General features: G+C 65.1%; 23 protein-coding genes. 9 read left to right on the top strand and 14 right to left on the bottom strand.

Annotated features, from left to right (window positions below):
* Positions 1-53: 53 nt before the first annotated feature.
* Both ACVW1C_RS14280 and ACVW1C_RS14285 read right to left on the bottom strand, forming a co-directional pair.
* A complete protein-coding gene (locus ACVW1C_RS14280) occupies positions 54-1,628 on the bottom strand; it encodes an ABC-F family ATP-binding cassette domain-containing protein (protein ID WP_456758966.1) in 1,575 nt (524 codons plus the stop codon).
* 295 nt (positions 1,629-1,923) lie between these two features.
* On the bottom strand, positions 1,924-4,611 hold the full coding sequence (locus tag ACVW1C_RS14285; RefSeq protein ID WP_456758967.1) for a sensor domain-containing protein: 2,688 nt from the start codon (positions 4,609-4,611) through the stop codon (positions 1,924-1,926).
* A 110-nt stretch (positions 4,612-4,721) separates the two neighbouring features.
* Here ACVW1C_RS14285 and ACVW1C_RS14290 point away from each other — a divergent pair, with 110 nt between their 5' ends.
* Positions 4,722-5,981, top strand: a complete 1,260-nt coding sequence (locus ACVW1C_RS14290; protein ID WP_456763079.1) for an NAD(P)/FAD-dependent oxidoreductase — start codon at positions 4,722-4,724, stop codon at positions 5,979-5,981.
* Positions 5,982-6,075: 94 nt separating this feature from the next.
* On the opposite strand, the gene ACVW1C_RS14295 is transcribed toward ACVW1C_RS14290, so the two are convergent.
* Positions 6,076-6,261, bottom strand: a complete 186-nt coding sequence (locus ACVW1C_RS14295; protein WP_050422666.1) for a YdcH family protein — start codon at positions 6,259-6,261, stop codon at positions 6,076-6,078.
* A 240-nt stretch (positions 6,262-6,501) separates the two neighbouring features.
* Here ACVW1C_RS14295 and ACVW1C_RS14300 point away from each other — a divergent pair, with 240 nt between their 5' ends.
* From ACVW1C_RS14300 to ACVW1C_RS14310, 3 genes are all read left to right on the top strand, one after another.
* Positions 6,502-6,708, top strand: a complete 207-nt coding sequence (locus tag ACVW1C_RS14300; RefSeq protein WP_029085523.1) for a YdcH family protein — start codon at positions 6,502-6,504, stop codon at positions 6,706-6,708.
* A gap of 186 nt (positions 6,709-6,894) precedes the next feature.
* Complete coding sequence (locus ACVW1C_RS14305; protein WP_092123514.1) at positions 6,895-7,104, top strand: hypothetical protein; 210 nt, start codon at positions 6,895-6,897, stop codon at positions 7,102-7,104.
* 18 nt (positions 7,105-7,122) lie between these two features.
* Positions 7,123-7,374, top strand: a complete 252-nt coding sequence (locus ACVW1C_RS14310; RefSeq protein ID WP_456758968.1) for a hypothetical protein — start codon at positions 7,123-7,125, stop codon at positions 7,372-7,374.
* Between the two features lie 3 nt (positions 7,375-7,377).
* Here ACVW1C_RS14310 and ACVW1C_RS14315 read toward each other — a convergent pair whose 3' ends face one another.
* Positions 7,378-8,103, bottom strand: coding sequence for a GGDEF domain-containing protein (locus ACVW1C_RS14315; protein ID WP_456758969.1), 726 nt, complete (start codon positions 8,101-8,103; stop codon positions 7,378-7,380).
* Positions 8,104-8,254: 151 nt separating this feature from the next.
* Between ACVW1C_RS14315 and purE the strand changes: the two genes are divergently transcribed.
* The gene (purE, locus tag ACVW1C_RS14320; protein ID WP_456758970.1) at positions 8,255-8,743 is read left to right on the top strand and encodes a 5-(carboxyamino)imidazole ribonucleotide mutase; all 489 of its coding nucleotides are present in this window, start codon (positions 8,255-8,257) and stop codon (positions 8,741-8,743) included.
* Positions 8,740-9,843: a 5-(carboxyamino)imidazole ribonucleotide synthase gene (locus ACVW1C_RS14325; RefSeq protein ID WP_456758971.1), complete on the top strand. Its 1,104-nt coding sequence runs from the start codon at positions 8,740-8,742 to the stop codon at positions 9,841-9,843. Before purE ends, ACVW1C_RS14325 begins: the two co-directional genes overlap by 4 nt.
* Before the next feature lie 178 nt (positions 9,844-10,021).
* Here the strand turns inward: ACVW1C_RS14325 and aqpZ are convergent, their stop codons facing one another.
* On the bottom strand, positions 10,022-10,744 hold the full coding sequence (aqpZ, locus tag ACVW1C_RS14330) for an aquaporin Z (protein ID WP_097677066.1): 723 nt from the start codon (positions 10,742-10,744) through the stop codon (positions 10,022-10,024).
* A gap of 265 nt (positions 10,745-11,009) precedes the next feature.
* On the opposite strand from aqpZ, the gene rpsU reads away from it, so the two are divergent.
* Positions 11,010-11,306: a 30S ribosomal protein S21 gene (gene rpsU / locus ACVW1C_RS14335; protein WP_021078544.1), complete on the top strand. Its 297-nt coding sequence runs from the start codon at positions 11,010-11,012 to the stop codon at positions 11,304-11,306.
* 113 nt (positions 11,307-11,419) lie between these two features.
* Complete coding sequence (locus ACVW1C_RS14340; RefSeq protein ID WP_456758972.1) at positions 11,420-12,079, top strand: tetratricopeptide repeat protein; 660 nt, start codon at positions 11,420-11,422, stop codon at positions 12,077-12,079.
* A gap of 73 nt (positions 12,080-12,152) precedes the next feature.
* Here ACVW1C_RS14340 and ACVW1C_RS14345 read toward each other — a convergent pair whose 3' ends face one another.
* The 9 genes from ACVW1C_RS14345 to ACVW1C_RS14385 form a co-directional block, all read right to left on the bottom strand.
* Positions 12,153-13,028 (bottom strand): hypothetical protein, encoded by an 876-nt coding sequence (locus tag ACVW1C_RS14345; RefSeq protein WP_456758973.1) that lies wholly within the window; start codon positions 13,026-13,028, stop codon positions 12,153-12,155.
* 261 nt (positions 13,029-13,289) lie between these two features.
* Entirely contained in the window at positions 13,290-13,574 is a 285-nt protein-coding gene (locus tag ACVW1C_RS14350) for a cupin domain-containing protein (protein ID WP_028340624.1), read from the bottom strand.
* Between the two features lie 14 nt (positions 13,575-13,588).
* Positions 13,589-14,686 carry a calcium:proton antiporter gene (locus ACVW1C_RS14355; RefSeq protein ID WP_456758974.1) on the bottom strand — a complete coding sequence of 366 codons (1,098 nt, stop codon included), beginning with the start codon at positions 14,684-14,686 and terminating at the stop codon, positions 13,589-13,591.
* A gap of 54 nt (positions 14,687-14,740) precedes the next feature.
* Complete coding sequence (locus tag ACVW1C_RS14360) at positions 14,741-15,547, bottom strand: alpha/beta hydrolase (RefSeq protein ID WP_456763080.1); 807 nt, start codon at positions 15,545-15,547, stop codon at positions 14,741-14,743.
* 316 nt (positions 15,548-15,863) lie between these two features.
* Positions 15,864-17,264, bottom strand: a complete 1,401-nt coding sequence (locus ACVW1C_RS14365) for an NAD(P)(+) transhydrogenase (Re/Si-specific) subunit beta (protein WP_456758975.1) — start codon at positions 17,262-17,264, stop codon at positions 15,864-15,866.
* A 43-nt stretch (positions 17,265-17,307) separates the two neighbouring features.
* Complete coding sequence (locus tag ACVW1C_RS14370; RefSeq protein ID WP_016841609.1) at positions 17,308-17,625, bottom strand: proton-translocating transhydrogenase family protein; 318 nt, start codon at positions 17,623-17,625, stop codon at positions 17,308-17,310.
* An 11-nt stretch (positions 17,626-17,636) separates the two neighbouring features.
* Positions 17,637-18,761: a Re/Si-specific NAD(P)(+) transhydrogenase subunit alpha gene (locus tag ACVW1C_RS14375; protein ID WP_456758976.1), complete on the bottom strand. Its 1,125-nt coding sequence runs from the start codon at positions 18,759-18,761 to the stop codon at positions 17,637-17,639.
* Positions 18,762-18,903: 142 nt separating this feature from the next.
* The gene (locus ACVW1C_RS14380) at positions 18,904-19,056 is read right to left on the bottom strand and encodes an aa3-type cytochrome c oxidase subunit IV (protein ID WP_456758977.1); all 153 of its coding nucleotides are present in this window, start codon (positions 19,054-19,056) and stop codon (positions 18,904-18,906) included.
* Positions 19,057-19,305: 249 nt separating this feature from the next.
* The gene (locus ACVW1C_RS14385; protein WP_456758978.1) at positions 19,306-21,222 is read right to left on the bottom strand and encodes a M3 family oligoendopeptidase; all 1,917 of its coding nucleotides are present in this window, start codon (positions 21,220-21,222) and stop codon (positions 19,306-19,308) included.
* A 141-nt stretch (positions 21,223-21,363) separates the two neighbouring features.
* Between ACVW1C_RS14385 and ACVW1C_RS14390 the strand changes: the two genes are divergently transcribed.
* Positions 21,364-22,854, top strand: a complete 1,491-nt coding sequence (locus ACVW1C_RS14390; RefSeq protein WP_456758979.1) for a sigma-54-dependent transcriptional regulator — start codon at positions 21,364-21,366, stop codon at positions 22,852-22,854.
* The last annotated feature ends 242 nt before the right edge of the window (positions 22,855-23,096 follow it).

The following is a 23,096-nucleotide window of genomic DNA, read 5'->3' on the forward strand; positions in this document are numbered from 1 at the left end:
CAAGCGGGAGAGGTGCAGCCAGTGTGCCGCAAGACTGATTCAACCTGCCTTCATCATACTGCTGTGACCGAGGCAAAGAAATGTTCGGGTCCATCGACCTCGATCAGCTTCTTGCCCTCGATCACCCAGAACCGGTTGGCCACCGTGCGCACGAACTGGCGGTCGTGCGACACCAAGAGGCAGCTGGCCTGCTGCTCCATCAGTTCCTCCTCCAGCGTTTCCTGCCCCTCGATGTCGAGGTGGTTGGTCGGCTCGTCGAGCAGATAGAAGTTCGGCTGGGTGAGCCGCAGCACCAGCATGCCGAGACGGGCCTTCTGCCCGCCCGACAGCCGCCCGATCGGGCGGCCCTGCATCTCGATCGAGAGCCCGGCACCGGCGAGCAGGCCGCGCGCACGCTGGTCGCCGACCTCGAAACGTCGCGTCAGCATGCGCATCGGCGTGTCGCCGTCGGCAAGGTCGGCCAGCGCCTGGTCGCAATAGCCAAGCACCAGCGACTCGGTGGCCTTGATCTCGGCGGGCGCCGCCTCCGCGTCCTGGATCGCCAGCCGCAGCGCCGCGACGAACCGGGTCTTGCCCGCGCCGTTCGGCCCGAGCAGCGCGATGCGGTCGCCCTTGCAGATGAATTGCTGGCCGGTCCTGAACAACGGCCTGCCGTCGGGGGTGGCGATCGCGGCGTTGTTCAGCCTGATCAGAACCCTGGCATGGGTGTCGCGATTGGCGAGCCGGATCGTGCCGGCAGAGCGTTCCAGATGCGCCGGCTTCGCCGTCTCCTCCAGCTTCCTGGCGCGCTGCTTCAATTGCCTGGTCTTCGACAACAGAAGGTCGCTGCCGGAATTGATGCCGAGGTTGTTGAGCTTGGCGGCCTGCTGCCGGAGCTGCCGGACGGCCTTCATGTCGCGCTGAAAGCGCCGCTCGTCCGAGGCATCGAATTCGTCGAGCGCCGCGCGCGCCGCGGTGTAGGGCAACGAGAACAGCTGCGACCGTTCCGGGCGCAGGAACAGCGTCCGGTTGGTGGTCGCATCGAGGAAGGCGCGGTCGTGGCTTGCGATCACCACGGGCATCTCGCGCGGCAACGCATTCAACCAGGCCTCAAGCCGGCCGATCTTGGCGAGGTCAAGATGGTTGGTCGGCTCGTCGAGCAGCAGCACGTCGGGCTCGGTCACCAGCACGCGGGCGAGCAGCGCAAGCCGCAGCCAGCCGCCGCTCAGTTGCTTGAGCGGTCGCGCCCACAACTCCTCCGGCACCTCAAGCGATTGCAAGGCGACGTCGACCCGCCAGCCCTCGCTGGCGCGCTGCTCGCCGGGTAGTGCCTCGAGCACGGCGGCATGGAACGGGATATCGAGCAGCCTCGGCGGTGCATCCTGCTCGACATGGCCGACGGTCAGGCCACGCGAGCGGGTGATGTCGCCTTCATTGGGGTCCATACTGCCTGCGATGCAGCGCAGCAGCGTGGATTTGCCGCGGCCGTTGGCGGCGAGGAGGCCGATCCGGTCGCCGGCATTGACGACAAAATTCAGTTCGGAAAACAGCGGCGCGTTCAGCGTCACGCCGAGATTGCGTACATTGACGAGGGTCACGATCAGTTCTCTGGTCTTGCCGGCAATCACGACACCATCATCCACCAGCATCGGATGTGCGTGTCGAAGCGCGGCGACGGATTCAAATGCAGGCGCGAACGCTCAAAGGTTCGACGCCGCACGGCCACGAAGGGCAGACCAGGAAGAGATTTTGTCCGAGTTTCCGGTCAGCCCTGCAAACGCATTTGCAGGGCGTTGACGGGGCCACGCTTGAGGTGGGGATCGGTGAATCTCGCCACGACGCAGCCCTCCCTTCTCGGCTGAAATGATGTGGTGGGCCGAGATTTAGCCGGACGCGCAACAGATGGCAAGGCAGCCCCGGGCCGCTTCGGCGGTTCAGGCCGATTCAACCGGCCCTGCGCACGGTTTCGGCGAGCCGGTCGCCGCCGACCAGCGCGGCAAATTGACCGATCGGGGCGGGCCGACCGATCAAATAGCCCTGCACCGCGTCGCAACCTTCTTCGGAGAGGAAGCTGAGCTGCGCTTCGGTCTCGACGCCTTCGGCGACGATCGACATTTCGAGGCCGTGCCCGAGATCGATGACCGCACGGACGATCGCGGCCGATTGCGGATTGCGGCCAAGATTGATGACGAAAGCGCGGTCGATCTTGATCTTGTCGAACGGAAACGCCTGCAGGTAGCTCAGCGAGGAATAGCCGCTGCCGAAATCATCCATCGAGATGCGCACGCCGAGCGTCTTCAGCCGCCGCAGCAGGGACAGGCCGCGGTCGAAATCCTCGATCAGCACCCCCTCGGTGATTTCAAGCTCGAGGCGATCGGGCGTCAGCCCGGTCTCGAGCAGGATCGAATGCACGAGCCCGACGAGGTCGCCATGGGTGAACTGCGCCGGCGACAGGTTCACGGCGACCTGCATCGGCACCGCCCAGGAGGCGGCCTCACGGCAGGCTTCGCGTAAAATCCATTCGCCCATCTCGACGATCAGGCCGCTTTCTTCCGCGAGCGGAATGAAGTCACTGGGCGGCACGAAGCCGCGTACCGGATGGTGCCAGCGCGCCAGCGCCTCGAAGCCGATGATCTGGCTGTCCGCAACGCTCGCGCCGGTGGCCGCCTGCGGCTGGTAGTAGAGCGACAATTCGCCGTTCTTGATCGCGACCGACAGCTCCTGATGCAGCACGCGGCGATCGCGGATCTGCTGGTCCATCTCCGGCTCGAAGATCGAGATCGTGCCGCGCGACTTGGCCTTGGCGCGGAACAGCGCCGCGCCCGAATTGGCCAGCAGCGAGGCGGCGTCGGATCCGTCGTGCGGGAACACCGCGATCCCGGTGGTGAGGCCGGTGCGCACCGATTTGCCGTCGATCGCGAAATCCTCACCCAACGCCTCGGCAGCCTGCTCGGCGAGCGCAATGCCGGCGGCCGGCTGCTGGCCGTCGATGATGAGGCCGAATTCGTCGCCGGACAGCCGCGCGACCACGCCGCCGCGCGCCACGGTCTGCAAGCGCTGCGCGACTTCGATCAGCACCTTGTCGCCCATCGCATGGCCGTAGACGTCGTTGATCTCCTTCAGCCCGTCGAGGTCGACGCAGAGCACGGCGAACTCCTCGTCGGTGCCGTCGCAGGCCTCGATCATCTGGGTCAGCGCCTGCAGGAAGGCGGCGCGGTTCGGCAGATCGGTCAGCCCGTCATGATAGGCCATGTGCGCCATGCGCGACTCAGTCTGGCGCCGGTCGGTGACGTCCTCATGGGTCTTGATCAGATATTGCGGCTCGCCATGCTCGTCGAGCACGGTCATGCGGCGGGTCAGGAACAGCCGCAGGCCGTCCTTGGTCGAGATCGGGTGCTCCTCGGCGATCATGCTGCGCTTCCGGACCGCAGCCTCGTCGCGGGCGACGATCAGCTTGGCTTCGCGCGCATTGAAGATGTCGGAAGCGGCGAGCCCGACGGCGTCCTCGCGGCGGCGGTTGAGGATCGTCTCGGCGCTGCGGTTCGCCAGCAGGTAGCGGCCGTCGCTGACGCTCTGCACGATCAGCGAGACAGGGATGTTGTCGACCACAAGCTCGAGGAATTTCCTGTTGTTCTCGAGCTCGCGCGACAGCGAACGGCGGTCGGTGACGTCCTCGAACAGCGCGATCAGGAACTCCGGATCACCGGCCTCGTTGCGGGCGATCACGCGGTTCGACGCCAGGATGCGCTTCTCCGAGCCGCGCTCGAAGAAGAATTCGCTGCGGTGATAGCCTTCCGGCGCGTCCAGCGCGGCGCGGTCGGCGGTGTCGATGCTGAGCGCGGTCTCGGGACGGAAGATCTCGTCGGCGCGCTTGCCCACGATGTGATCGCGCGAGAAGCGCGAGAAGCGCTCGAACGCGCGGTTGGCGAAGATGTAGCGGCCGTCCTCGATGTTCTTGGCCGCGACGCAGACCGGGACGTTGTCGAGCACGGATTCAAGGAATTGCGTGGTCGAGGCGAGCTTGCGCGACAGCTTGCGCTGGTCGGTGCAATCGAGATGGGTCGCGACCGAGCCGCCGTTCGGCAGCGGAAAATATCTCACCAGCACCGACCGGCCGCCGGGCAGCTCGGTGACCAGCCCATCGGTCGCTGCGGCCCTGGCGAAGAAATCCTCGGCGCTGATGTCGAGCACGCCGCGGTCGCGGCGCAGCTCCAACAGCTCAGTGCCGGTCATGTTGCGCCTGATGTCGGCACGCGACAGACCGTAGATGTCGAGATAGCGGTCGTTGCAGAACACGATGCGCCCACGCGCATCGGTCATCACCACGCCCTGGTTCAGATGGTTGAGGGCGGACGACACGAAGGCGTTGCGCCGCAATTGCGCGCGCTTGGCCTTGCGCAGGGCCGAAAGGATCCACAGCCCGACGGCGCCGAGGAAGGACGCAACCACCACGCTGCCGATCAGGAGCTCCCAGACCACGCCGGGATCGAGGTCCCCAAGATAGGTCGGCGGGGCGAAGGCGGCGGTGGCCGCCCGGGCTGCACCGTCCGGCACGACGGCGGCGATCAGGCAAAGGACGGCCCTTGCCGGAATCGAATTCTTCCCGCCCGCCTGCCACTTCCTGCCAGCCATCAATCACCCGCGGATTACCGGGCAAGTGTCCGGCTCCGGCGGTTTGGATCGGGTAAACGCGTCGGGATGCAACCTGGAAATGCGACTTAATGTACGGCAATTGCCCTGACATGATTAATGCTGCCCTAACAGAGCATGGCTCCCCAACTATTCGAGATGGCCCAAGCACTTGCCTAATAAGCACTTGCCCAAAACGATGGGATCGGCTGAACGATGTTGGCGGCAACGGCGTGGCTGCGCGGAAATGTTCGGACGTGAAGGACGAGATGGACAGGGTTGATTGTGTGGTCGTCGGTGCGGGGGTGATCGGCCTCGCGGTGGCGCGCCGGCTGGCACAGGCCGGCCGCGAAGTGATTGTGATCGAGGAGGCCGAGGGGATCGGCACCGTGACCTCGTCACGAAACAGCGAGGTGATCCACGCCGGCATCTACTACCGCGCCGGCAGCCTGATGGCGCGGATGTGCGTCAGCGGCAAGCGGGCGCTTTATCGCTACTGCGCCGAGCACGGCATCCCGCACAGGAATTGCGGCAAGCTGATCGTCGCCACCACGGCCAAGGAGACCGAAAAACTGCAGTCGATCCGGGCCCATGCCGAGGCCAACGGCGTCGACGACATGCAGCTCCTGTCCGGCGAGGCGGCACGCGCGCTGGAGCCGGCGCTGAACTGCGACGCGGCGCTGCTGTCGCCCTCAACCGGGATCATCGACAGCCATGCCTATATGCTGGCGCTGCGCGGCGACGCCGAGGCGGCCGGAGCGGCACTAGCCTTCCATACGCCGCTGCTCCACGCCAGGGCCACGGCCAACGGGTTCGAGATCGAGGCCGGCGGCGCGGCGCCCATGACGCTGGCCTGCAACCTCCTGGTCAATGCCGCCGGCCTCGGCGCAACGGCCGTCGCGCGCAACGTCGAGGGCATGCCGATCGAGTTGATTCCAACGGCCTATCTGGCCAAGGGCAATTACTTCAGCTGCAGTGCCAGGGCGCCGTTCTCGCACCTGATCTATCCGGTGCCGGAGCCCGGCGGGCTCGGCGTCCACCTGACGCTCGACCTGGCCGGACAGGCGAGGTTCGGCCCCGACGTCGAATGGATCGATCACATCGATTATGCCGTCGACCCTGATCGGGCCGAGCGGTTCTATCCGGCGATCCGCAAATACTGGCCGACCCTGCCGGACGGGGCGCTGATGCCGAGCTATTCCGGAATCCGGCCCAAGATCGTGCCGCCGGCGGTCGCGACCCAGGATTTCCTGATCCAGGGACCGGCCGATCACGGCGTTGCCGGCCTGATCAACCTGTTCGGGATTGAATCGCCCGGACTGACGTCATCGCTCGCGGTCGCCGACCATGTCGGCGAGCTGGCGGAGCTCTGAGCAAATGCAGCATAGCCTCCCCGGGGGATGCGCGCCGCGGCGTTCATCCCTCGGTGAAAGGCCAGATTATTTGCTAATTTGCGGAGGAACCGGCTTAGTGGACCGTGTCGTCGGCGGAAAGTCTCAACCGCTCGATTTGGTCCTTGACCATCAACTTGCGGCGCTTCAGCTCGCAAATGTGGAGATCGTCTACAGAGGGGTGAACGAGTGCTTCGTGCAGTTCGTTCTCGAGTATTTTGTGCTTACGCTCCAGCTCAACGAGATGGGCCTGTATTGCCATTGCGAACACTCCTCGGTGCGTTAAACCTCAGGTTCGATCCGGACCAATAAGTGTACACGAGTGGGCGGTGCTGTCGATAGGGGACGCGAAATGCCGCACGCACTCATTTCGGTTTATCTGCAACTAATCGTGACTATGGAACCGGTTCGGCTTGCGCCGCGCGCGCGCAGGGAGGATATTCCGCCGAGCGGCTGCTTCGGCCGCAACAACCTCGTCGTGCTTACCAGTCAATACACAACCATGAACGATCAGGATGAGCGCGAACTCCACGCCGAGCTTGCGCGTCTGCAACAAGAGCACCGCGACCTCGATGCCGCGATCGACGCGCTGCATCAATCGCCGGCGCCGGATCTCTTGATGCTGCAGCGCCTGAAGAAGCGGAAGCTGCAATTGCGCGACCGCATCGCCTTCATCGAAGATCAGATCACGCCCGACATCATCGCCTGACACCCGTCTCTGCGGTTCGGCGGCCCCCTGGTTCAGGTCCGGTGGCGGTTTTCCCCGTCATCCACAGCACGCCATTGGCTTCACGTTCGCGGCAACGGACGCGCGCGTGCTTTTGGGCGCTTGACTCCAAAAGAACAAAATAAGAACATACCGATCCAGCCGCCAGCCATCAGAGGGAGTTTCACCATGTCCGCACCGCCTTCCCTGCCCGACAACAGCCGCTACGAGCAGGCCTGCGATCAGGCGATCGCGATGTGCGACGGCAACCTGCGCAGCACCATCAAGGCGCTGATCATGGCCAACGAATATCTGGAAGCCGAGCTCGAGGAATTGCAGGCCGCGATCGCGGCCGGCTGCGTGCCGGCGCGAACCCATGCGGCGAGCGACGCCGCCTGATCTTCAGGGAGCACAGCAATGGCTGACGTGACCTACTATGTGGCGCTGCCCTTCATGCAGGACGACGACGGCACGCCTGTTGCCGGCAGTGCCGAGGAATGCCAGAGCTCGGCGATCGCGGTGCGGCGGGCGGAGACGATGTCGCGGATGCCCGGCAGCATCGGCGCCGTCGCGTTCAGCCGCACCGGCGATCCCGCGATCGGCGAATTCGGCGATGCCAAGCTGCTGCGAGCCTACGGCAATGTGCCGGAGGATCTGAGCGCGCTGTAATTTTCAGGATTCATGGCGCCGCTGCGCCTTGCGCACGTACATCGCACGATCGGCCTCATCGAGAATGCGATCGGCATCCGAATGCGCGGTGAGGATCGCAACGCCCGCGGAGGCGCCTGCGGAGATCTTGCTGCCACGAAACACGAAAGTCAGGCGGTCGATCGCCTCTTCCAGCGCAGCCGCCTTGGCGCGGGCATCGGTCTCGCTGAGATTCCACAGCAGCACCGCGAACTCGTCGCCACCGAGGCGGCCGATCACGTCGGAGGCGCGCACCTGGTCCGATATCGCGGTGACGATCGTCTTCAGCACCTCGTCACCTGCCGCGTGCCCGAAGGCATCGTTGATCGGCTTGAGGCGGTCGACGTCGAGCACGATCAGGGCGCCGGAGGCCTGATAGCGCTTGATGAAGGAGAGCGAACGGACGAGCTCGCGCTGGAAGCCGCGCCGATTCAGGATATCGAGCAGGAAGTCGGTTTCGGCGGAGGCTTGCAGCTCCTCGATCCGGGCCTGGGCCCGCGCCAGCTGCGCCCGCAACCTGCGGATGGTGGATTTGTCGCCGGACGCGACCGCGCGCCGCGTGGAAGCTTCGGTTCCAGTCCCTTTGGTTCCGGTCCCTTTTGCTCCAGCCCCTTTTGCTCCAATCCTGCCCGGTGCGGATTTGCGCGCGGCGGGCGCGCCTTTTCGTCGTTTTGCCGCCCCGGAGGCCGCCGCCGTCGTCTTCTTCTTCATGCGCATCCTTGTTGAGGCCTGCTTATGAAGGCTTGCCGGGATTCACCAAGACAGGATAGTCCATTCTAACTCCCTTGCCACGCCTTGGATGACGCCCGGGCCGCCCCTATAATCGGCCTATGCTTTTGGATTCCTGCACAGAATTGAAGAGATGACCGCTCCGATCGCCATCATCATGGGAAGCCAGTCCGACTGGGAGACCATGCGCCATGCCGCCGAGACCCTGGCCGCGCTGGGCGTTGCCTGCGAAACGCGCGTCGTTTCGGCGCACCGCACCCCCGACCGGCTCTATGCCTTCGCCAAGGGCGCCAAGGCGGCCGGCCACAAGGTGATCATTGCCGGCGCCGGCGGTGCCGCGCATCTGCCGGGCATGACGGCCGCGCTGACGGAGCTTCCGGTGTTCGGGGTTCCCGTCGAGTCGAAGGCGCTGTCCGGCGTCGATTCGCTGTACTCGATCGTGCAGATGCCGGCCGGCATCCCGGTCGGGACGCTGGCGATCGGCAAGGCCGGAGCGATCAATGCCGCGTTGCTCGCGGCGAGCGTGCTCGCGCTCAACGATCCTGCACTGTCCGGCCGCCTTGCGGCCTGGCGCAAGCAGCAGACCGATGCGGTCAAGGAGCATCCGGAGGGCGCGGCGTGACGCCTTCGAACCTCGTGAGGCTGAAGCCGGGCGACACCATTGGAATCCTCGGCGGCGGACAATTGGGCCGGATGCTGGTGCTTGCCGCCGCGCGCCTCGGGCTCCGCTGCCAGGTGTTTTCGCCGGATCCGGACTCGCCGGCCTTCGACGTGGTGCAGAACGCGACCTGCGCGGAATATGCCGACGTCGCGGCGCTCGAACTGTTCGCCAACGACGTCGACGTCGTCACCTATGAATTCGAGAATGTCCCGGCTGCGACCGCGATGGTGCTCGCCGCGCGCCGTCCGGTCCTGCCCGCACAGAAGATCCTCGAGACCACGCAGGACCGGCTGATCGAGAAGGATTTCGTCAGCAAGCTCGGGATCGGCACCGCCGATTATGCCGACGTCTCCTCGATCGCCACGCTGCGCGCAGCGATCGAACGGATCGGCCTGCCTGCCGTGATCAAGACCCGCCGCTTCGGCTATGACGGCAAGGGCCAGGCCATCATCCGGGCCGGCGACGACCTCGAGCAGGTCTGGCAGGACCTCGGCACCAAGTCGGCCATCCTCGAGGCCTTCGTGCCGTTCGAGCGCGAGATCTCGGTGATCGCGGCCCGCTCGGCTTCCGGCGAGGTCGAGTGCTTCGACGTCACCGAGAACGAGCACCGCGACCATATTCTGAAAATTTCCCGCGCGCCGGCCGCGATCCCCGCGGAGCTCGCAGCACAGGCGCGGGCGATCGCCGAAAAGATCGCCGCGGCGCTCGACTATGTCGGCGTGCTCGCGGTGGAGATGTTCGTGGTGCCTGGTAACGGCGCAGCGACGGTGCTGGTCAACGAGATCGCGCCGCGCGTGCATAACTCCGGCCACTGGACGCTCGACGGCGCCTCGATCTCACAGTTCGAGCAGCACATCCGTGCGATCGCCGGCTGGCCGCTGGGCAAGCCGGTGCGCCACGGCGATGTCACCATGACCAACCTGATCGGCGACGACATCCTGAGCTACGAGCAGTGGCTCACCGTTCCCGGCGCCACCGTGCATCTGTACGGCAAGGGCACGCCGCGCCCCGGCCGCAAGATGGGGCACGTCACCGAAGTGACGCCGGCCCGCAAGCCGTAACGCCACGCCGGCAGCCACGGCCGCCTTCGCGCCATCGATGGAAATGGGATCGTGGCAACCACGATCCCATTAAAGCGCGATGAGATCAGGTTGAATCGTCATCGCGCTTCAGCTCCTTATTTGAGCATGATCTCTTCGGAAAACCGCTTCGCACTTTTCCGGATCATGTTTTAGCCGATCACGCGGTCTTGACGCCGGCGACGACGCCGGTCGGCTCGTCGCTGAGCCAGCGATAGATCACGCCGCCGAGCGCGCCGCCGATCAGGGGCGCGACCCAGAACATCCAGAGCTGCCCCAGCGCCCAGCCGCCGACGAACAGAGCCGGCCCGGTGCTGCGCGCCGGGTTCACCGAGGTGTTGGTGACGGGAATGCTGACGAGATGGATCATCACCAGCGCGAGGCCGATGGCGAGCGGCGCGAAGCCGGCGGGCGCCTTGCCATGGGTCGATCCCATGATGATGAACAGGAACATCATGGTCATCACCACTTCGGTGATGAAGCACACCACCATGCTGTAATGGCCCGGTGAGTGCGCGTCATAGCCGTTGGAGGCGAAGCCCTTGGTGACATCGAAGCCGGGCGCGCCGCTGGCGATCACATAGAGCAGCCAGGCCGCGATGATCGCGCCGGCGACCTGCGCGATGATGTAGGGCAGCACCTGGCCGCCGGGGAAACGCCCGCCCGCGGCGAGCCCGACCGTCACGGCCGGGTTGAGGTGGCAACCCGAGATATGGCCGATCGCATAGGCCATGGTCACCACACTCAGCCCGAAGGCCAATGACACGCCGACCAGGCCGATCCCGACCTGCGGAAAGCCGGCCGCGATCACCGCGCTGCCGCAACCAGCGAATGTGAGCCAGAACGTACCGATCAGTTCGGCCGCGTATTTCTTCATGTCCATGTGGCATCTCCCCTATTTCCAATGTCCCGGTTATCTGAAACTCCGGGAGCGGCCCCGATCCGGGCGCCAAACCACCCAAATCAGGGCCGCATAGAGGCATTTTCGCCCCATTTCGTGGCTTTACTAGGCCCGAAAGTCACTCGACCGGTGGACATCTGCGCGTTTGTCTGATACATGCGCGCGCCTAGGGTTAAAGAGGCAGGCCTTTTGCCGCCCCTTTACCTCGCCAGAATTCCGAACCGATCAATTCAAAAGAGGATGCCGCGTGCAGGTTCTCGTCCGCGATAACAATGTCGACCAAGCCCTGAAGGCGCTGAAGAAGAAGATGCAGCGCGAGGGCATTTTCCGCGAGATGAAGCTCCGCGGTCACTACGAAAAGCCCTCTGAGAAGAAGGCTCGCGAAAAGGCCGAAGCCGTGCGCCGCGCACGCAAGCTGGCGCGCAAGAAGCTGCAGCGCGAAGGCCTGCTGCCGATGAAGCCGAAGCCGGTGTTCGGCGCTGGTCCCGGTGGCGACCGTGGCGGCCGTCCCGGTGGTGCAGGCGCTGGTCGCGGACCGCGCTGAACCGTTTTGCCGATATGGAAGTCTAACAGCGCGGGCCACGGGCCCGCGTTGTTGTTTTGAAGCGAGCCGTGTTCCGGGGTACCCATGCAAAACGACCGGCAAGAGCACTTTGCATGATGGCCGTTCCGGCGCTCCGCTCCCCGCTCCCAGAAGCTGCGCACCGCCGTCGTGCGGCGCACCTCGTCATCATGGCCGTGGTTCTCGGCCTGCCGCTCGGGGGCTGTTCCTTCGACTTGGGATCTTGGGGCTCGGACGACAAGCCGAAACAGGCTGCCGCTGCCGACAAGCCTGCTGCCGACACCATCACCCCACAGGACATCAACAGCGCCAAGGATCACGCCACGCGCGGCCAGGTGCTGGCGCATTCCGGCAAGGTCGATGAGGCGCAGGCGGAATTCGAGCAGGCGCTGACCGCCGACCCTTACAACATCCAGGCGCTGTACGGCCGTGGCCTGATCTATCAGGGCCGCGGACAACATCAGCAGGCGATCGACGATTTCACCGCGGCGAGCGGGCTGTCGCCGCAAAAGGCCGAGCCGCTGGTCGGCCGCGCCACCAGCTACCTCGCGCTCGACAAGGCCAAGCAGGCCGCGACCGACCTCGACGAGGCCGTGCAGGCCGACCCCAGCAATGTTGCGGCGTGGAGCGCCCGCGGCCAGGCCTATGAGCGGCTCGGCGACAGGGCCAAGGCAGCGGCGTCCTACACTCGCGCGCTCGCGCTGCGGCCAAATGACGGAAGCGCGCGCAGCGGGCTGGCGCGCACCGGCGGCTAGCACGCTTTCGAACAAAGCGGATAACGCTTCGCTCGAAGCAGATGTGTCGAGAACGATAGATCCGTGCTGCGCGTTACTTCGGCAGGACGGCGTGGAACATCGACTTCATGCCGGAGAACATGTCGTCGGTCACCGACGTGCGCTCGTTCTTCGGCGCCGGCATCGCAGCGTCGGCGCGCAGGTCGAGCGGCGCCTGCAGCACCGGGACCGGAATGTCGGCCGGCGGCGTCAGCCGATTCGAATCCTGGGCATTGGCGGCGTAGGGCGGACGCGGCTGCGAGGCTTGATCGGCATTGTCGCTGGAGGGGCTCGACACCATGATCGGCGGCGGCAACGGCCGGATCGCCGGGGCTGCCGCCGGACGCTGCTGGTCAGGCAGGCGGGCAAGATCAGTGGTGCGAGCGTCCTGGGAACGCGCAGCGTCCTGCGGACGCTCCTTGCGCAGCCGCTCGATCGCGGCACGCGCAAGATCGTTGGCATCGCGGGCTTCCTCCGGCGTGACGGCGGACTCGGCCGGCGCCGCGGCGGGCGCAGCCTTCGCGACCGCTTTCGGCGCTGCCGGATGATGGCGCGACTCGGCCGGGATGCTGGCCGTCTCGGCCGGCGCATCAGCCTTTGGGTCGGTAGATTTGGCGTCGGCAGATTTGGGATCGGCGGGCTTCTCGGTGACGGTGGCCTTCTCCGACGCCGACCGCTCGATCAGGGTGCGCTCGGACATGCCCTTGGCCTTCACGCCGGCTTCCGGGAGGCTGCTGACCACGGTGGACTTTTCGGGGGGCTTGGCGGCGGCTTTCGGATCCGCCTTGGGATCCACGGCGGCGGTCATCGCTGCGGCTTCAGGCGTTTGCGGCTTGGCCACGATGTAGTGATTGACGATGTACGCCCCGATGATGGTCGCTGCCACCGAGGGTAAGATGTCCATCACGAATTTCTTCAGGTAACTCAGCATGACCTGCCACTCCCCACCCCGTTATTTCATGCTGGAACTTTGAGGCACATTCAGGGATCAACTGCGACGGATCGGTGGCAAACCCCCGTTCCGACGTCACCTTTGGTGTCACCTTGGTTTCAGCGGAGGCGCCCCCTGCGCAAGGCCGCATCCGCCTTCTAGATCATCGTGCAGCCGTTAACGGCTTATGAATTTCCACAGCCTCGCGGACTCGGACCTGCCATTCGGCGCGCGCAGGGTTCCTTGCAGGGTTGCGCCGCGTCAGGGCTTGAGTTCGACCTCGAGGAACACGATCTCGCTGGCCGTCTCGTTAAGCACGTCGTGCTGCACCCCGGCCTTGCGGAAATAGGACTTGCCGGCCCCGAGCTGCGCCTTCGAGCGCTCGCCGTTCGGCGCCACGATCGTCATCTCGCCTGCCGTGATCGGAACGATCACGTAGTCCATCTCGTGGGTGTGGTGGCCGGTGGCGCTGCCCGGCGCGAGCCGCCATTCGGTCACGCGGACCTCCGCCGTATCCACCTGAACATCCGATTTGGCGCTGAGCATCGTCACTTCTCCAATTAGGGCACGAAAACCATGAACACGAACACGGCGAACACCACCATGTGAACGAGCCCGAACAGGATGTTGGTGCGGCCGGTTCCGAAGGTGAGCATGCTGACCATGAAGGTGAGCAGCAGGATCAGCATATCTTGGTTGCTGAGCCCGAGCACCAGCTGCTTGTCGAGCGCATAGGCGGCAACCGCCACCGCGGGAACCGTGAGCCCGATGGTGGCGATCGAGGAGCCGAGCGCGAGGTTGATGCTCTTCTGCAGGTCGTTCTTGCGCGCCGCCGAGACCGCGGCAACGCTCTCCGGCAGCAGGATCAGCGCCGCCACCACCAGACCGGCAAAGGCCGGCGGCGCGCCGATCTTGACGGTGACGACATCGACCACCAGCGAGAATTTCTTGGCCAGCAGCACCACCGCGAGCAGCGAAACCAGCAGCAGGGCGACGCTGATCGCCGTCATCCGGTCCGACATCACCTCACCATGCGCTGCCGCCTCATTGGCGCCGCTGACGAAGTAATCGCGGTGGCGGATGGTCTGGGTGTAGAGGAACACCGCATAAAGCAGCAGGGTCACGACGCTGATCACGGCGAGCTGGGCCGTGGAATAGACCGGGCCGGGCGCCGTGAACGTGAAATTGGGCATCGCAAGCGTGATGGTCGCGAGCACGAACAGCACGCTGAGGTAAAGGTTGGCTCCGCTGATCTGAAAATCCTGCTCGCGGTAGCGGATGCCGCCGATGAAGATGCAGAGCCCGACCAGGCCGTTGCAGACGATCATCACTACCGCAAACACGGTATCGCGCGCCAGCGTCGGCGCCGGCGTGTCGCCCAGCATGATGGTCGAGATCAGCGCGACCTCGATGACGGTCACTGCAAGCGTCAGGAGCAGCGTGCCGAACGGCTCGCCGATCCGCTCGGCAATCATCTCGGCGTGATGGACGGCCGCGAACACGGTACCGAACAGGATCACCAGCAGCACAATTGCGAAGATCCAGCCGGGCGCCGACGGCGCGAAGCTGTAACCGGTGGCCGTGACCGCGGCAAACAACAGCACCGCCAGAACAGGATACAGCCAGGCCGACCGTGGCATCGGTCCATGTGCGCTCATCGTGGGATCCCCTCGCTTCCGGTGATGCGATTATGCGATAGACAATCGCCCCCGTCAGCCTCTTGCGGCGTCGATAAACGGCCGTGCCGTCCCCATCGCGCCGAAATCGTCGAGATTGTCGTGCCCGCCACCGGGCAGTCGCACGAACTGCTTGGGCTCATGGGCGAGGCTGAACAGGCGCTCGCCGAAACGGATCGGGATCACCGGATCGTCGGTGCCATGCATGATCAGGAGCGGCACCGTGACGTCGCTGATTCGCCGGTCGGAGTGGAATTGATCCCGCATCAACAGGCTGACCGGCACGAACCAGAAGCGCGCGCCGCCGACGTCAACCGTCGAGGTATAGGGCGCCTCCAGGATCAGTCTGCCGACCGGATGTTCGGCGGCGAGCGCGACCGCAACGCCGGTGCCGAGCGAGAATCCCCAGGCCACGATCTGCGCGGGACGGTAGCGTGCTGTCGTGAACGCGTAAGCCACGGCTGCGTCCTGCAACAGGCCCTGCTCGCTCGGAGAGCCGCTCGAACCGGCATAGCCGCGGTAGGACAGCGCCACCAGCCCGGTGCCGTCGGCCGCGATGGCCCTGAAGCGCGCCACCCGCCCGGCAAGGAAATCGCCATTGCCGGGAAAGAACAGCACGACGGGCCGGCCGGGCTTCGCCGGCACGTGCCAGACGATGACCTTCTCGCCATCCGCAGTGGTCAGCACCTGTTCTTCCGCTTCGGGAAGTCCTGCGGCCGCCGGCGCGGTCCGTCCCACCGGCGGAATCGGAAACAGCATCTCGCGCTGCTTGACGTACAGCACCGCGAGGCCACCGAGATAGACGACCGCGGCGACGATCAGCAGCCATTTCAGGATCGTCATAACCACGCGCAAATCCCGCCTGCCGCTCTAGGTTTCCGCTCTAGATTTAGTGTGTCGGATGATGCGAGGCCCCATTGCTACTTTGCATGGGGTTGTTTTCGCAGTTTTTGGTCCCGGCCTTGGCCTTTGGTGGCCGCCGAGAGTGGCGCGCGCCTGGAATTGAGCAGCATTTCGGCCTCGAGCCTGATGCTGTCGGGAACGGGCCGGCAAGCGCAGACATTCGCATGCGTCACATGCCACTCGATGCGCTGCTCGCGCGTGGCGAGGAGCGGGATGCGATGTTCTCGATGCCACTCCCGGTTCGGGGCCATCAGCGTCAGGCCATCGCCTTGACGATATTCTCGGTGACTTTCTTGGCGTCGCCGAGCAGCATCATGGTGTTGTCGCGATAGAACAGCGGGTTGTCGATGCCGGCATAGCCCGAGGCCAGCGAGCGCTTGATGAACATCACGGTGCCGGCCTTCCAGACCTGCAGCACCGGCATGCCGTAGATCGGCGAGGTCTTGTCCTCTTCCGCCGCCGGGTTGGTGACGTCGTTGGCGCCGATCACGAACGCGATGTCGGCCTGGGCGAACTCCGAGTTGATGTCCTCGAGCTCGAACACCTCGTCATAGGGCACGTTGGCTTCGGCCAGCAGCACGTTCATGTGGCCGGGCATGCGGCCCGCCACCGGGTGAATGGCGTACTTCACCTCGACGCCTTCCTTCTTCAGGAGGTCGGCCATCTCGCGCAGCGCGTGCTGGGCCTGCGCCACCGCCATGCCGTAGCCCGGCACGATGATGACCTTGGAGGCGTTCTTCATGATGAAGGCCGCATCGTCCGCCGAGCCGAGCTTGGCCGGCTTCTGCTCGCCCGAGCCGCCGCCGGCCGCCGCGGTCTCGCCGCCGAAGCCGCCGAGGATCACCGAGATGAACGAGCGGTTCATCGCGTGGCACATGATGTAGGACAGGATCGCACCCGACGAGCCGACCAGCGCGCCGGTGATGATCAGCGCCGAGTTGCCGAGCGTGAAGCCGATGCCGGCCGCGGCCCAGCCGGAGTACGAGTTCAGCATCGAGATCACGACCGGCATGTCGGCGCCGCCGATCGGGATGATCATCAAGACGCCGAGCGCCAGCGCGATGATGGTGATCAGCCAGAAGTCGAGCGCGCTGCCCGACATCACCAGGCCGACGATGAAGAACACCAGCGCCAGCGCCAGCACGATGTTGATGACGTGGCGGAACGGCAGGATGATCGGCGCGCCGCTCATCCGGGCCGACAGCTTCAGGAACGCGATCACCGAGCCGGTGAAGGTCAGGGCACCGATCGCAACCCCGAGCGACATCTCGACCAGGCTCTGCGGATGGATGTTGCCGGGCGTGCCGATATCGAACGCCTCGGGGGCGTAGAACGCGCCGGCCGCGACCAGCACCGCGGCCATGCCGACCAGCGAATGGAACGCGGCGACCAGCTCCGGCATCGAGGTCATCGGCACCCGGCGCGCGATGACGGCGCCGATGCTGCCGCCGATCGCGATCGCGACGATCACCAGCAGCCAGGCGATGCCGTCGGCCGGCGGATGGCTCGCCAGCGTGGTGGCGACCGCGATCGCCATGCCGATCATGCCGAAGAAATTGCCCTGGCGCGACGATGCCGGGCTCGACAGGCCGCGCAGCGACAGGATGAACAGCACCCCCGCCACGAGATACAGAACAGCAGCCAGATTGGCGTTCATCTCAGGTCCCCCTTTGTCTTCGTCACCCCGAGGTGCACGCCGCTCACTTGGCTTTCTTCTTGTACATCGCCAGCATGCGCTGGGTGACCAGGAAGCCGCCGAAGATGTTCACGCAGGCGAAGATCAGCGCCACGAAGCCGAAGCCGCGGGCCCAGCCCGATCCGCTCGACACCATGCCGACGCCGACCGCGAGCAGCGCGCCGACCACGATCACCGAGGAGATCGCGTTGGTCACGCTCATCAGCGGGGTATGCAGCGCGGGGGTCACCGACCACACCACGAAATAGCCGACGAACACGGCAAGAACGAAGATCGACAGCCGGAACACGAATGGATCGACGGCCTGCGCGAGATGCTCCATGGCTTCTCTCCTTACTTCGGCTGGAAGTTGGGATGGATGACGGCGCCGTCTTTGGTCAGCGCGGTGGCCTTCACCAGCTCGTCGTCCCAATTGACCGCGAGCGCCTTGCTGGCCTTGTCGACCATCGTCTCGATGAACGAGAACAGATTGCGCGCATACAGGCTCGAGGCCGAGGCGGCGACCCGGCCGGCGACGTTGGTGTAGCCGACGATCTTGATGCCGTCGGTCTCGACCACCTCGCCGGGCCTCGCGCCCTCGACATTGCCGCCGCGCTCGACCGCGAGATCGACCAGCACCGAGCCCGGCTTCATCGATTTGACCATCTCGCCGCTGACGAGCTTCGGCGCCGGACGGCCCGGGATCAGCGCGGTGGTGATCACGATGTCCTGCTTCTTGATGTGCTCGGCGGTCAGCGCGGCCTGCTTGGCCTGATATTCCTTGGACATCTCCTTGGCGTAGCCGCCGGCGGTCTGCGCGTTCTTGAACTCCTCGTCCTCGACGGCGAGGAATTTCGCGCCCAAGCTCTCCACCTGCTCCTTGGTGGCGGGGCGCACGTCGGTCGCGGTGACGACGGCCCCGAGCCGCCGCGCGGTCGCGATCGCCTGCAGGCCGGCGACGCCGACCCCCATCACGAACACTTTGGCGGCCGGAATGGTGCCGGCGGCGGTCATCATCATCGGGAAGGCGCGGCCGAACGCTTCGGCGCCCTCGATCACCGCGCGGTAGCCTGCGAGGTTGGCCTGCGAGGACAGCACGTCCATCACCTGGGCGCGGGTGATGCGCGGCATCAATTCCATCGCAAACGCCGACACGCCGGCGTCGGCCATCGCCTTCAGCGCGGCCTCGTTGCCGTAGGGGTCCATGATCGCGATCACGAGCGCACCGCGCTTGTACTTCGCCAGCTCGGAGGCCTCCGGCCGCTTCACCTTGATGACGATGTCGGCGTCCTTCAGCGCATCGGCGCTGACGGTGGCGCCCGCGGCCGTGAGCTCCGAATCGGGCAGCCCCGACTTGACGCCCGCGCCCGGCTCGACCGCGACCTCGGCGCCGAGCGCCTTGAACTTCTTGATGGTATCGGGCGAAACCGCAACCCGCGGCTCGGACGCATCGATTTCCTTGGCAACGGCGATCTTCATGGGCCCTCCGGCGGCGCGAGCGGCGCACGCGTCTTCAAACTAGCGTTATTTTCGCCAGATTGGATACCCGGTTTTTCCATCCGGGCTTCGACAGGAATTCCGGCACCGCCGCGGGACGGCGATGCCGCTAGCCGATCAGGGATCAGACCAGGAAATAGGCCATCAGGGCGAGGAGGATGGCGACGCTGATGGTGCCGTATTTGACCAGCAGAATAAACCCTTCATAGGTCTGCTCATGCGCCACGTAATCGTTGCCGTCGGCGGTCGTATAGGCCACTTCGCTATGGTCTGCCATCGCTGTCCCCAGTCAGAAATTCGCGTTCTGCGAGCCATTACCGCAAACAGGATGGCAGGGCAACGGCGTGGTCCCGATCGGGCGATTTGAACTGCAAATCGTCCCCGATTCACCCTCGAGCGACGGCCCTGCGGCCGCCCCTCGGGCAGGATTGATCTCCCAAACGCTGGCGTCACGGGACGATCATGCCGCGAGGCGCAAAAAACGCTGCGCAAATCTGACCCGAGCCAGCCGGCAGGCCGACGGTCGTCAGCCCATCGTCTCCAATTCGTCGATCATGCCGGCGATGACGGACAGGCCGCCGTCCCAGAATTTCGGGTCCTTGGCGTCGAGCCCGAACGGCCGCAGCAGCTCGGAGTAATGCTTCGTGCCGCCGGCGGCGAGCATGTCGAGATAGCGTTCGGCGAAACCGTCGGATGCGTGCTCGTAGACCGCATAGAGCGAGTTCACCAGGCAATCGCCGAACGCATAGGCGTAGACGTAGAACGGCGAGTGGATGAAGTGCGGGATGTACATCCAGAACGTCTCGTAGCCCGGCTTGATCTCGATCGCGGGCCCCAGGCTCTCGCCCTGCACGCTGAGCCACAACTCGCCGATCCGCTCGGCGGTGAGCTCGCCATTCTTGCGCTCGGTATGAACCGCACGCTCGAATGAATAGAACGCGATCTGCCGCACCACGGTGTTGATCATGTCCTCGACCTTGCCCGCGAGCAGCGCCTGGCGCTGCTTTGCGTTCTTGGTCTGCGACAACAGCCGCTTGAAGGTCAGCATCTCGCCGAACACGCTCGCGGTCTCCGCCAGCGTCAAAGGCGTCGGCGCCATCAGCGCGCCGTTCTTCGCCGCCAGCACCTGATGGACGCCATGGCCGAGCTCATGCGCCAGCGTCATCACGTCGCGCGGCTTGCCCTGATAATTCATCAGCACATAGGGATGCGCCGACGGCGTGGTCGGATGCGAGAACGCACCGGGCGCCTTGCCGGGACGCACCGGCGCATCGATCCAGCGATCGCTGAAGAAGCGCTCCGCGATCTCGGCCATCTTGGGCGAGAAGCCATTATAGGCCGACAGCACCATGTTGCGCGCCTCCGGCCAGGCGATGGTGCCGGTCGCCGCGAACGGCAGCGGCGCGTTGCGATCCCAGTGCGGCAGCTTCTTCTTTTTGAACCAGCCGGCCTTCAACGCGTAGTAGCGGTGCGACAGCTTCGGATAGGCCGCGCGCACCGAGGCGACCAGCGCATCGACCACCTCGCGCTCGACCCGGTTGTTGAGATGGCGGGAATCCGCGACATCCTGGAAGCCGCGCCAGCGGTCGGAGATTTCCTTGTCCTTGGCCAGCGTGTTGGTGATCAGCGCGAAGGTGCGCTCGTTGTCCTTGAAGGTCTTGACGAGCGCCTGCGCGGCCGATTTGCGCTTGTCGCCGGCCTTGTCCTGCAACAGGTTCAGCGTCGGCTCGATCGCGAGCTCCTTGCCCGCGACCTTGAAGCGCAGCCCGGAGATGGTCTGGTCGAACAGCCGGTTCCAGGCCGCGTAGCCGCTCTGCGCCTTTTCGTGGAAGAGCTGCTCGACGCGATCCTCGAGCTGGTACGGCTTGTCCTTGCGCAGATCCTCGATCCACGGCCGGTAGTGCCCGAGCGCGGGTTCGGCCATCGCGCGCTCGATCACATCATCGTCAACCCGATTGAGCTCGAGCGAGAAGAACAGGAGATGCACCGACGCGGCCGTCAGCCGCTCGGAAACGTCGCCGTAGAATTTCGAGATTGCGGGATCGACGCTGTCGCCGGCATGGACCAGACCGGCATAAGAGCCGAGACGGCCAGCCAAATCGTCGATCGCCTCATAGCGGCGGATCGCCCCGGCCAGCCACTTTCCGCCGCCTTCCTTGCCGGTATTTTCAGCAAGCTTGCCCTTGTAGTCGGTCTCAAACGCGACGCAATCTGCATCCATTTTCTGCAAATCGCGTACGACTTCCGGCGCGTCGATACCGGAGTAGAGATCTGCCAGATTCCATTCCGGAAGCTTGCCGGTCTTGCCGGCTGCCTGTTTCGCCGCCGGGCCGGCTGCGGCCGGTTTGCGTTGCGCGGCCGTCTTGCGCAGCGCGGCTTGCTTGCGGAGAGCGGCCTTGCTGAGAGCAGACTTGTTGGAAGCAGTTTTGGAGCGCGAGGTCATCTTGTTCGTAACCTTACTTCAGTCGGAAAGATGTCGCGGCGGCGGAATGAAAGCGGGTTCGCAAGGTTTAAGAGTGCGTTAATCGGCATCGGCGACATTGCCCCGATTCGAGACAGATAAACGTAGCGTGCGGGGAAAACCATGGCTGCCACCATTTTGATCGCCGATGATGACGCCGTACAGCGTCGTTTGGTTGAAAACATGGTGCAGAAGTGCGGCTATGAGCCCCTCGTCGTGGACAGTGGCGACGCGGCGATAGCGGCCCTGACCGCATCCGAGACGCAGGCGATCGATGCCGTCGTGCTCGACCTCGTGATGCCGGGCCTCGACGGTCTCGGAGTCCTCGCAAAAATTCGTGAAGCTGGTTTGAACGTCCCGGTCATCGTGCAGACCGCGCATGGCGGCATCGACAATGTGGTGTCGGCGATGCGCGCCGGTGCCCAGGATTTCGTCGTCAAGCCGGTCGGCTTCGAACGGCTGCAGGTCTGCCTGCGCAACGCCCTCAACGCATCGGCGCTCAAGGGCGAATTGCAGCGCATCCGCCACAGCCGCGAGGGCCGGCTGACCTTCTCCGACATCATCACCCGCAGCGAGGCGATGGCCGGCGTGCTGCGCACGGCGCAGAAGGCCGCATCATCGACCATCCCGGTGCTGATCGAGGGCGAGTCCGGCGTCGGCAAGGAACTGTTCGCGCGCGCCGTCCACGGCAGCGGCGAGCGCAAGGCCAAGCCGTTCGTCGCGGTGAACTGCGGCGCGATCCCGGACAATCTCGTCGAATCGATCCTGTTCGGCCATGAGAAGGGCGCCTTCACCGGCGCCACCGAGCGCCACCAGGGCAAGTTCGTCGAGGCCCATGGCGGCACGCTGTTCCTCGACGAGGTCGGCGAATTGCCGCTGGCCACGCAGGTGAAACTGTTGCGCGCGCTGCAGGAAGGTACCGTCGAGGCAGTCGGCGGCCGCAAGCCGGTCAAGGTCGATGTCCGCATCATCTCGGCGACCAACCGCAAGCTGCTCGATCTCGTGAAGGCCGGCCAGTTCCGCGAGGACCTGTTCTACCGCCTGCACGTGCTGCCGCTGACCATTCCGCCGCTGCGGCAGCGGCGCGAAGACATCCCGCATCTGCTGCGACATTTCCTGGCGCGGTTCTGCGCCGAGGAGAACCGCAACATCACCGGCATCAGCGGCGATGCGATGGCGCATCTGGCGCAGCTCGATTGGCCAGGCAACATCCGCCAGCTCGAGAACACGGTGTATCGCGCCGTGGTGATGAGCGATGGCGACCAGCTCGGGCTCGCCGACTTCCCGCAAGGAGCGGCGCACCCGGTGCCGGACGGCAAAATGCTCCAGGGCGAGCCGCTGGTGGTGTCGCCGTCCACGGCGCCCGCCATGATCTCCGGTAATGAAATACCAGTTACCGCTGCCCTGCCGACAGCGGGTGGCCTGTCGATGCTCAATGCCGCGGGCGAGGTGCGTCCGCTAGAAGATCTCGAGAACGAGATCATCCGGTTCGCGATTTCGCATTATCGCGGACAGATGTCTGAGGTCGCGCGCCGCCTCAAGATCGGCCGCTCGACCCTCTACCGCAAGCTCGACGAAGCGGCGGCCGGCACGCGCACGAGCGACGCTACCTAAACCCGAGGCCGACAGGGCCATACCAGGGAACCTTTTGAACCGTGTCCCGTCGGTGACAGACAAAGGCTGTGCCGCGTGGCAAAAACGCACGGCCCGAGCGAAATCAGCCGCTTCGAGGTCAGTTTGTCGTGAGTTGCCCCGCAAGGCGCTGGCTGCACAAGAGGGGCAAATGTATCGTCTGCGTTAATTGCGTGCAGGCATACGAGTCGTTTGAGAAGCCGGCGCTTCCGCGCAAGCTATGA

It is taken from the genome of Bradyrhizobium sp. USDA 4011, assembly GCF_054063415.1.

Coding starts and splice junctions, on each gene's coding strand:
- ACVW1C_RS14280 (WP_456758966.1), bottom strand. CDS start 1,628: ATGCTGGTGGATGATGGTGTCGTGATTGCCGGCAAGACCAGAGAACTG.
- ACVW1C_RS14285 (WP_456758967.1), bottom strand. CDS start 4,611: ATGGCTGGCAGGAAGTGGCAGGCGGGCGGGAAGAATTCGATTCCGGCA.
- ACVW1C_RS14290 (WP_456763079.1), top strand. CDS start 4,722: ATGATTAATGCTGCCCTAACAGAGCATGGCTCCCCAACTATTCGAGAT.
- ACVW1C_RS14295 (WP_050422666.1), bottom strand. CDS start 6,261: ATGGCAATACAGGCCCATCTCGTTGAGCTGGAGCGTAAGCACAAAATA.
- ACVW1C_RS14300 (WP_029085523.1), top strand. CDS start 6,502: ATGAACGATCAGGATGAGCGCGAACTCCACGCCGAGCTTGCGCGTCTG.
- ACVW1C_RS14305 (WP_092123514.1), top strand. CDS start 6,895: ATGTCCGCACCGCCTTCCCTGCCCGACAACAGCCGCTACGAGCAGGCC.
- ACVW1C_RS14310 (WP_456758968.1), top strand. CDS start 7,123: ATGGCTGACGTGACCTACTATGTGGCGCTGCCCTTCATGCAGGACGAC.
- ACVW1C_RS14315 (WP_456758969.1), bottom strand. CDS start 8,103: ATGAAGAAGAAGACGACGGCGGCGGCCTCCGGGGCGGCAAAACGACGA.
- purE (WP_456758970.1), top strand. CDS start 8,255: ATGACCGCTCCGATCGCCATCATCATGGGAAGCCAGTCCGACTGGGAG.
- aqpZ (WP_097677066.1), bottom strand. CDS start 10,744: ATGGACATGAAGAAATACGCGGCCGAACTGATCGGTACGTTCTGGCTC.
- ACVW1C_RS14340 (WP_456758972.1), top strand. CDS start 11,420: ATGATGGCCGTTCCGGCGCTCCGCTCCCCGCTCCCAGAAGCTGCGCAC.
- ACVW1C_RS14345 (WP_456758973.1), bottom strand. CDS start 13,028: ATGCTGAGTTACCTGAAGAAATTCGTGATGGACATCTTACCCTCGGTG.
- ACVW1C_RS14350 (WP_028340624.1), bottom strand. CDS start 13,574: ATGCTCAGCGCCAAATCGGATGTTCAGGTGGATACGGCGGAGGTCCGC.
- ACVW1C_RS14355 (WP_456758974.1), bottom strand. CDS start 14,686: ATGAGCGCACATGGACCGATGCCACGGTCGGCCTGGCTGTATCCTGTT.
- ACVW1C_RS14360 (WP_456763080.1), bottom strand. CDS start 15,547: ATGACGATCCTGAAATGGCTGCTGATCGTCGCCGCGGTCGTCTATCTC.
- ACVW1C_RS14365 (WP_456758975.1), bottom strand. CDS start 17,264: ATGAACGCCAATCTGGCTGCTGTTCTGTATCTCGTGGCGGGGGTGCTG.
- ACVW1C_RS14370 (WP_016841609.1), bottom strand. CDS start 17,625: ATGGAGCATCTCGCGCAGGCCGTCGATCCATTCGTGTTCCGGCTGTCG.
- ACVW1C_RS14375 (WP_456758976.1), bottom strand. CDS start 18,761: ATGAAGATCGCCGTTGCCAAGGAAATCGATGCGTCCGAGCCGCGGGTT.
- ACVW1C_RS14380 (WP_456758977.1), bottom strand. CDS start 19,056: ATGGCAGACCATAGCGAAGTGGCCTATACGACCGCCGACGGCAACGAT.
- ACVW1C_RS14385 (WP_456758978.1), bottom strand. CDS start 21,222: ATGACCTCGCGCTCCAAAACTGCTTCCAACAAGTCTGCTCTCAGCAAG.
- ACVW1C_RS14390 (WP_456758979.1), top strand. CDS start 21,364: ATGGCTGCCACCATTTTGATCGCCGATGATGACGCCGTACAGCGTCGT.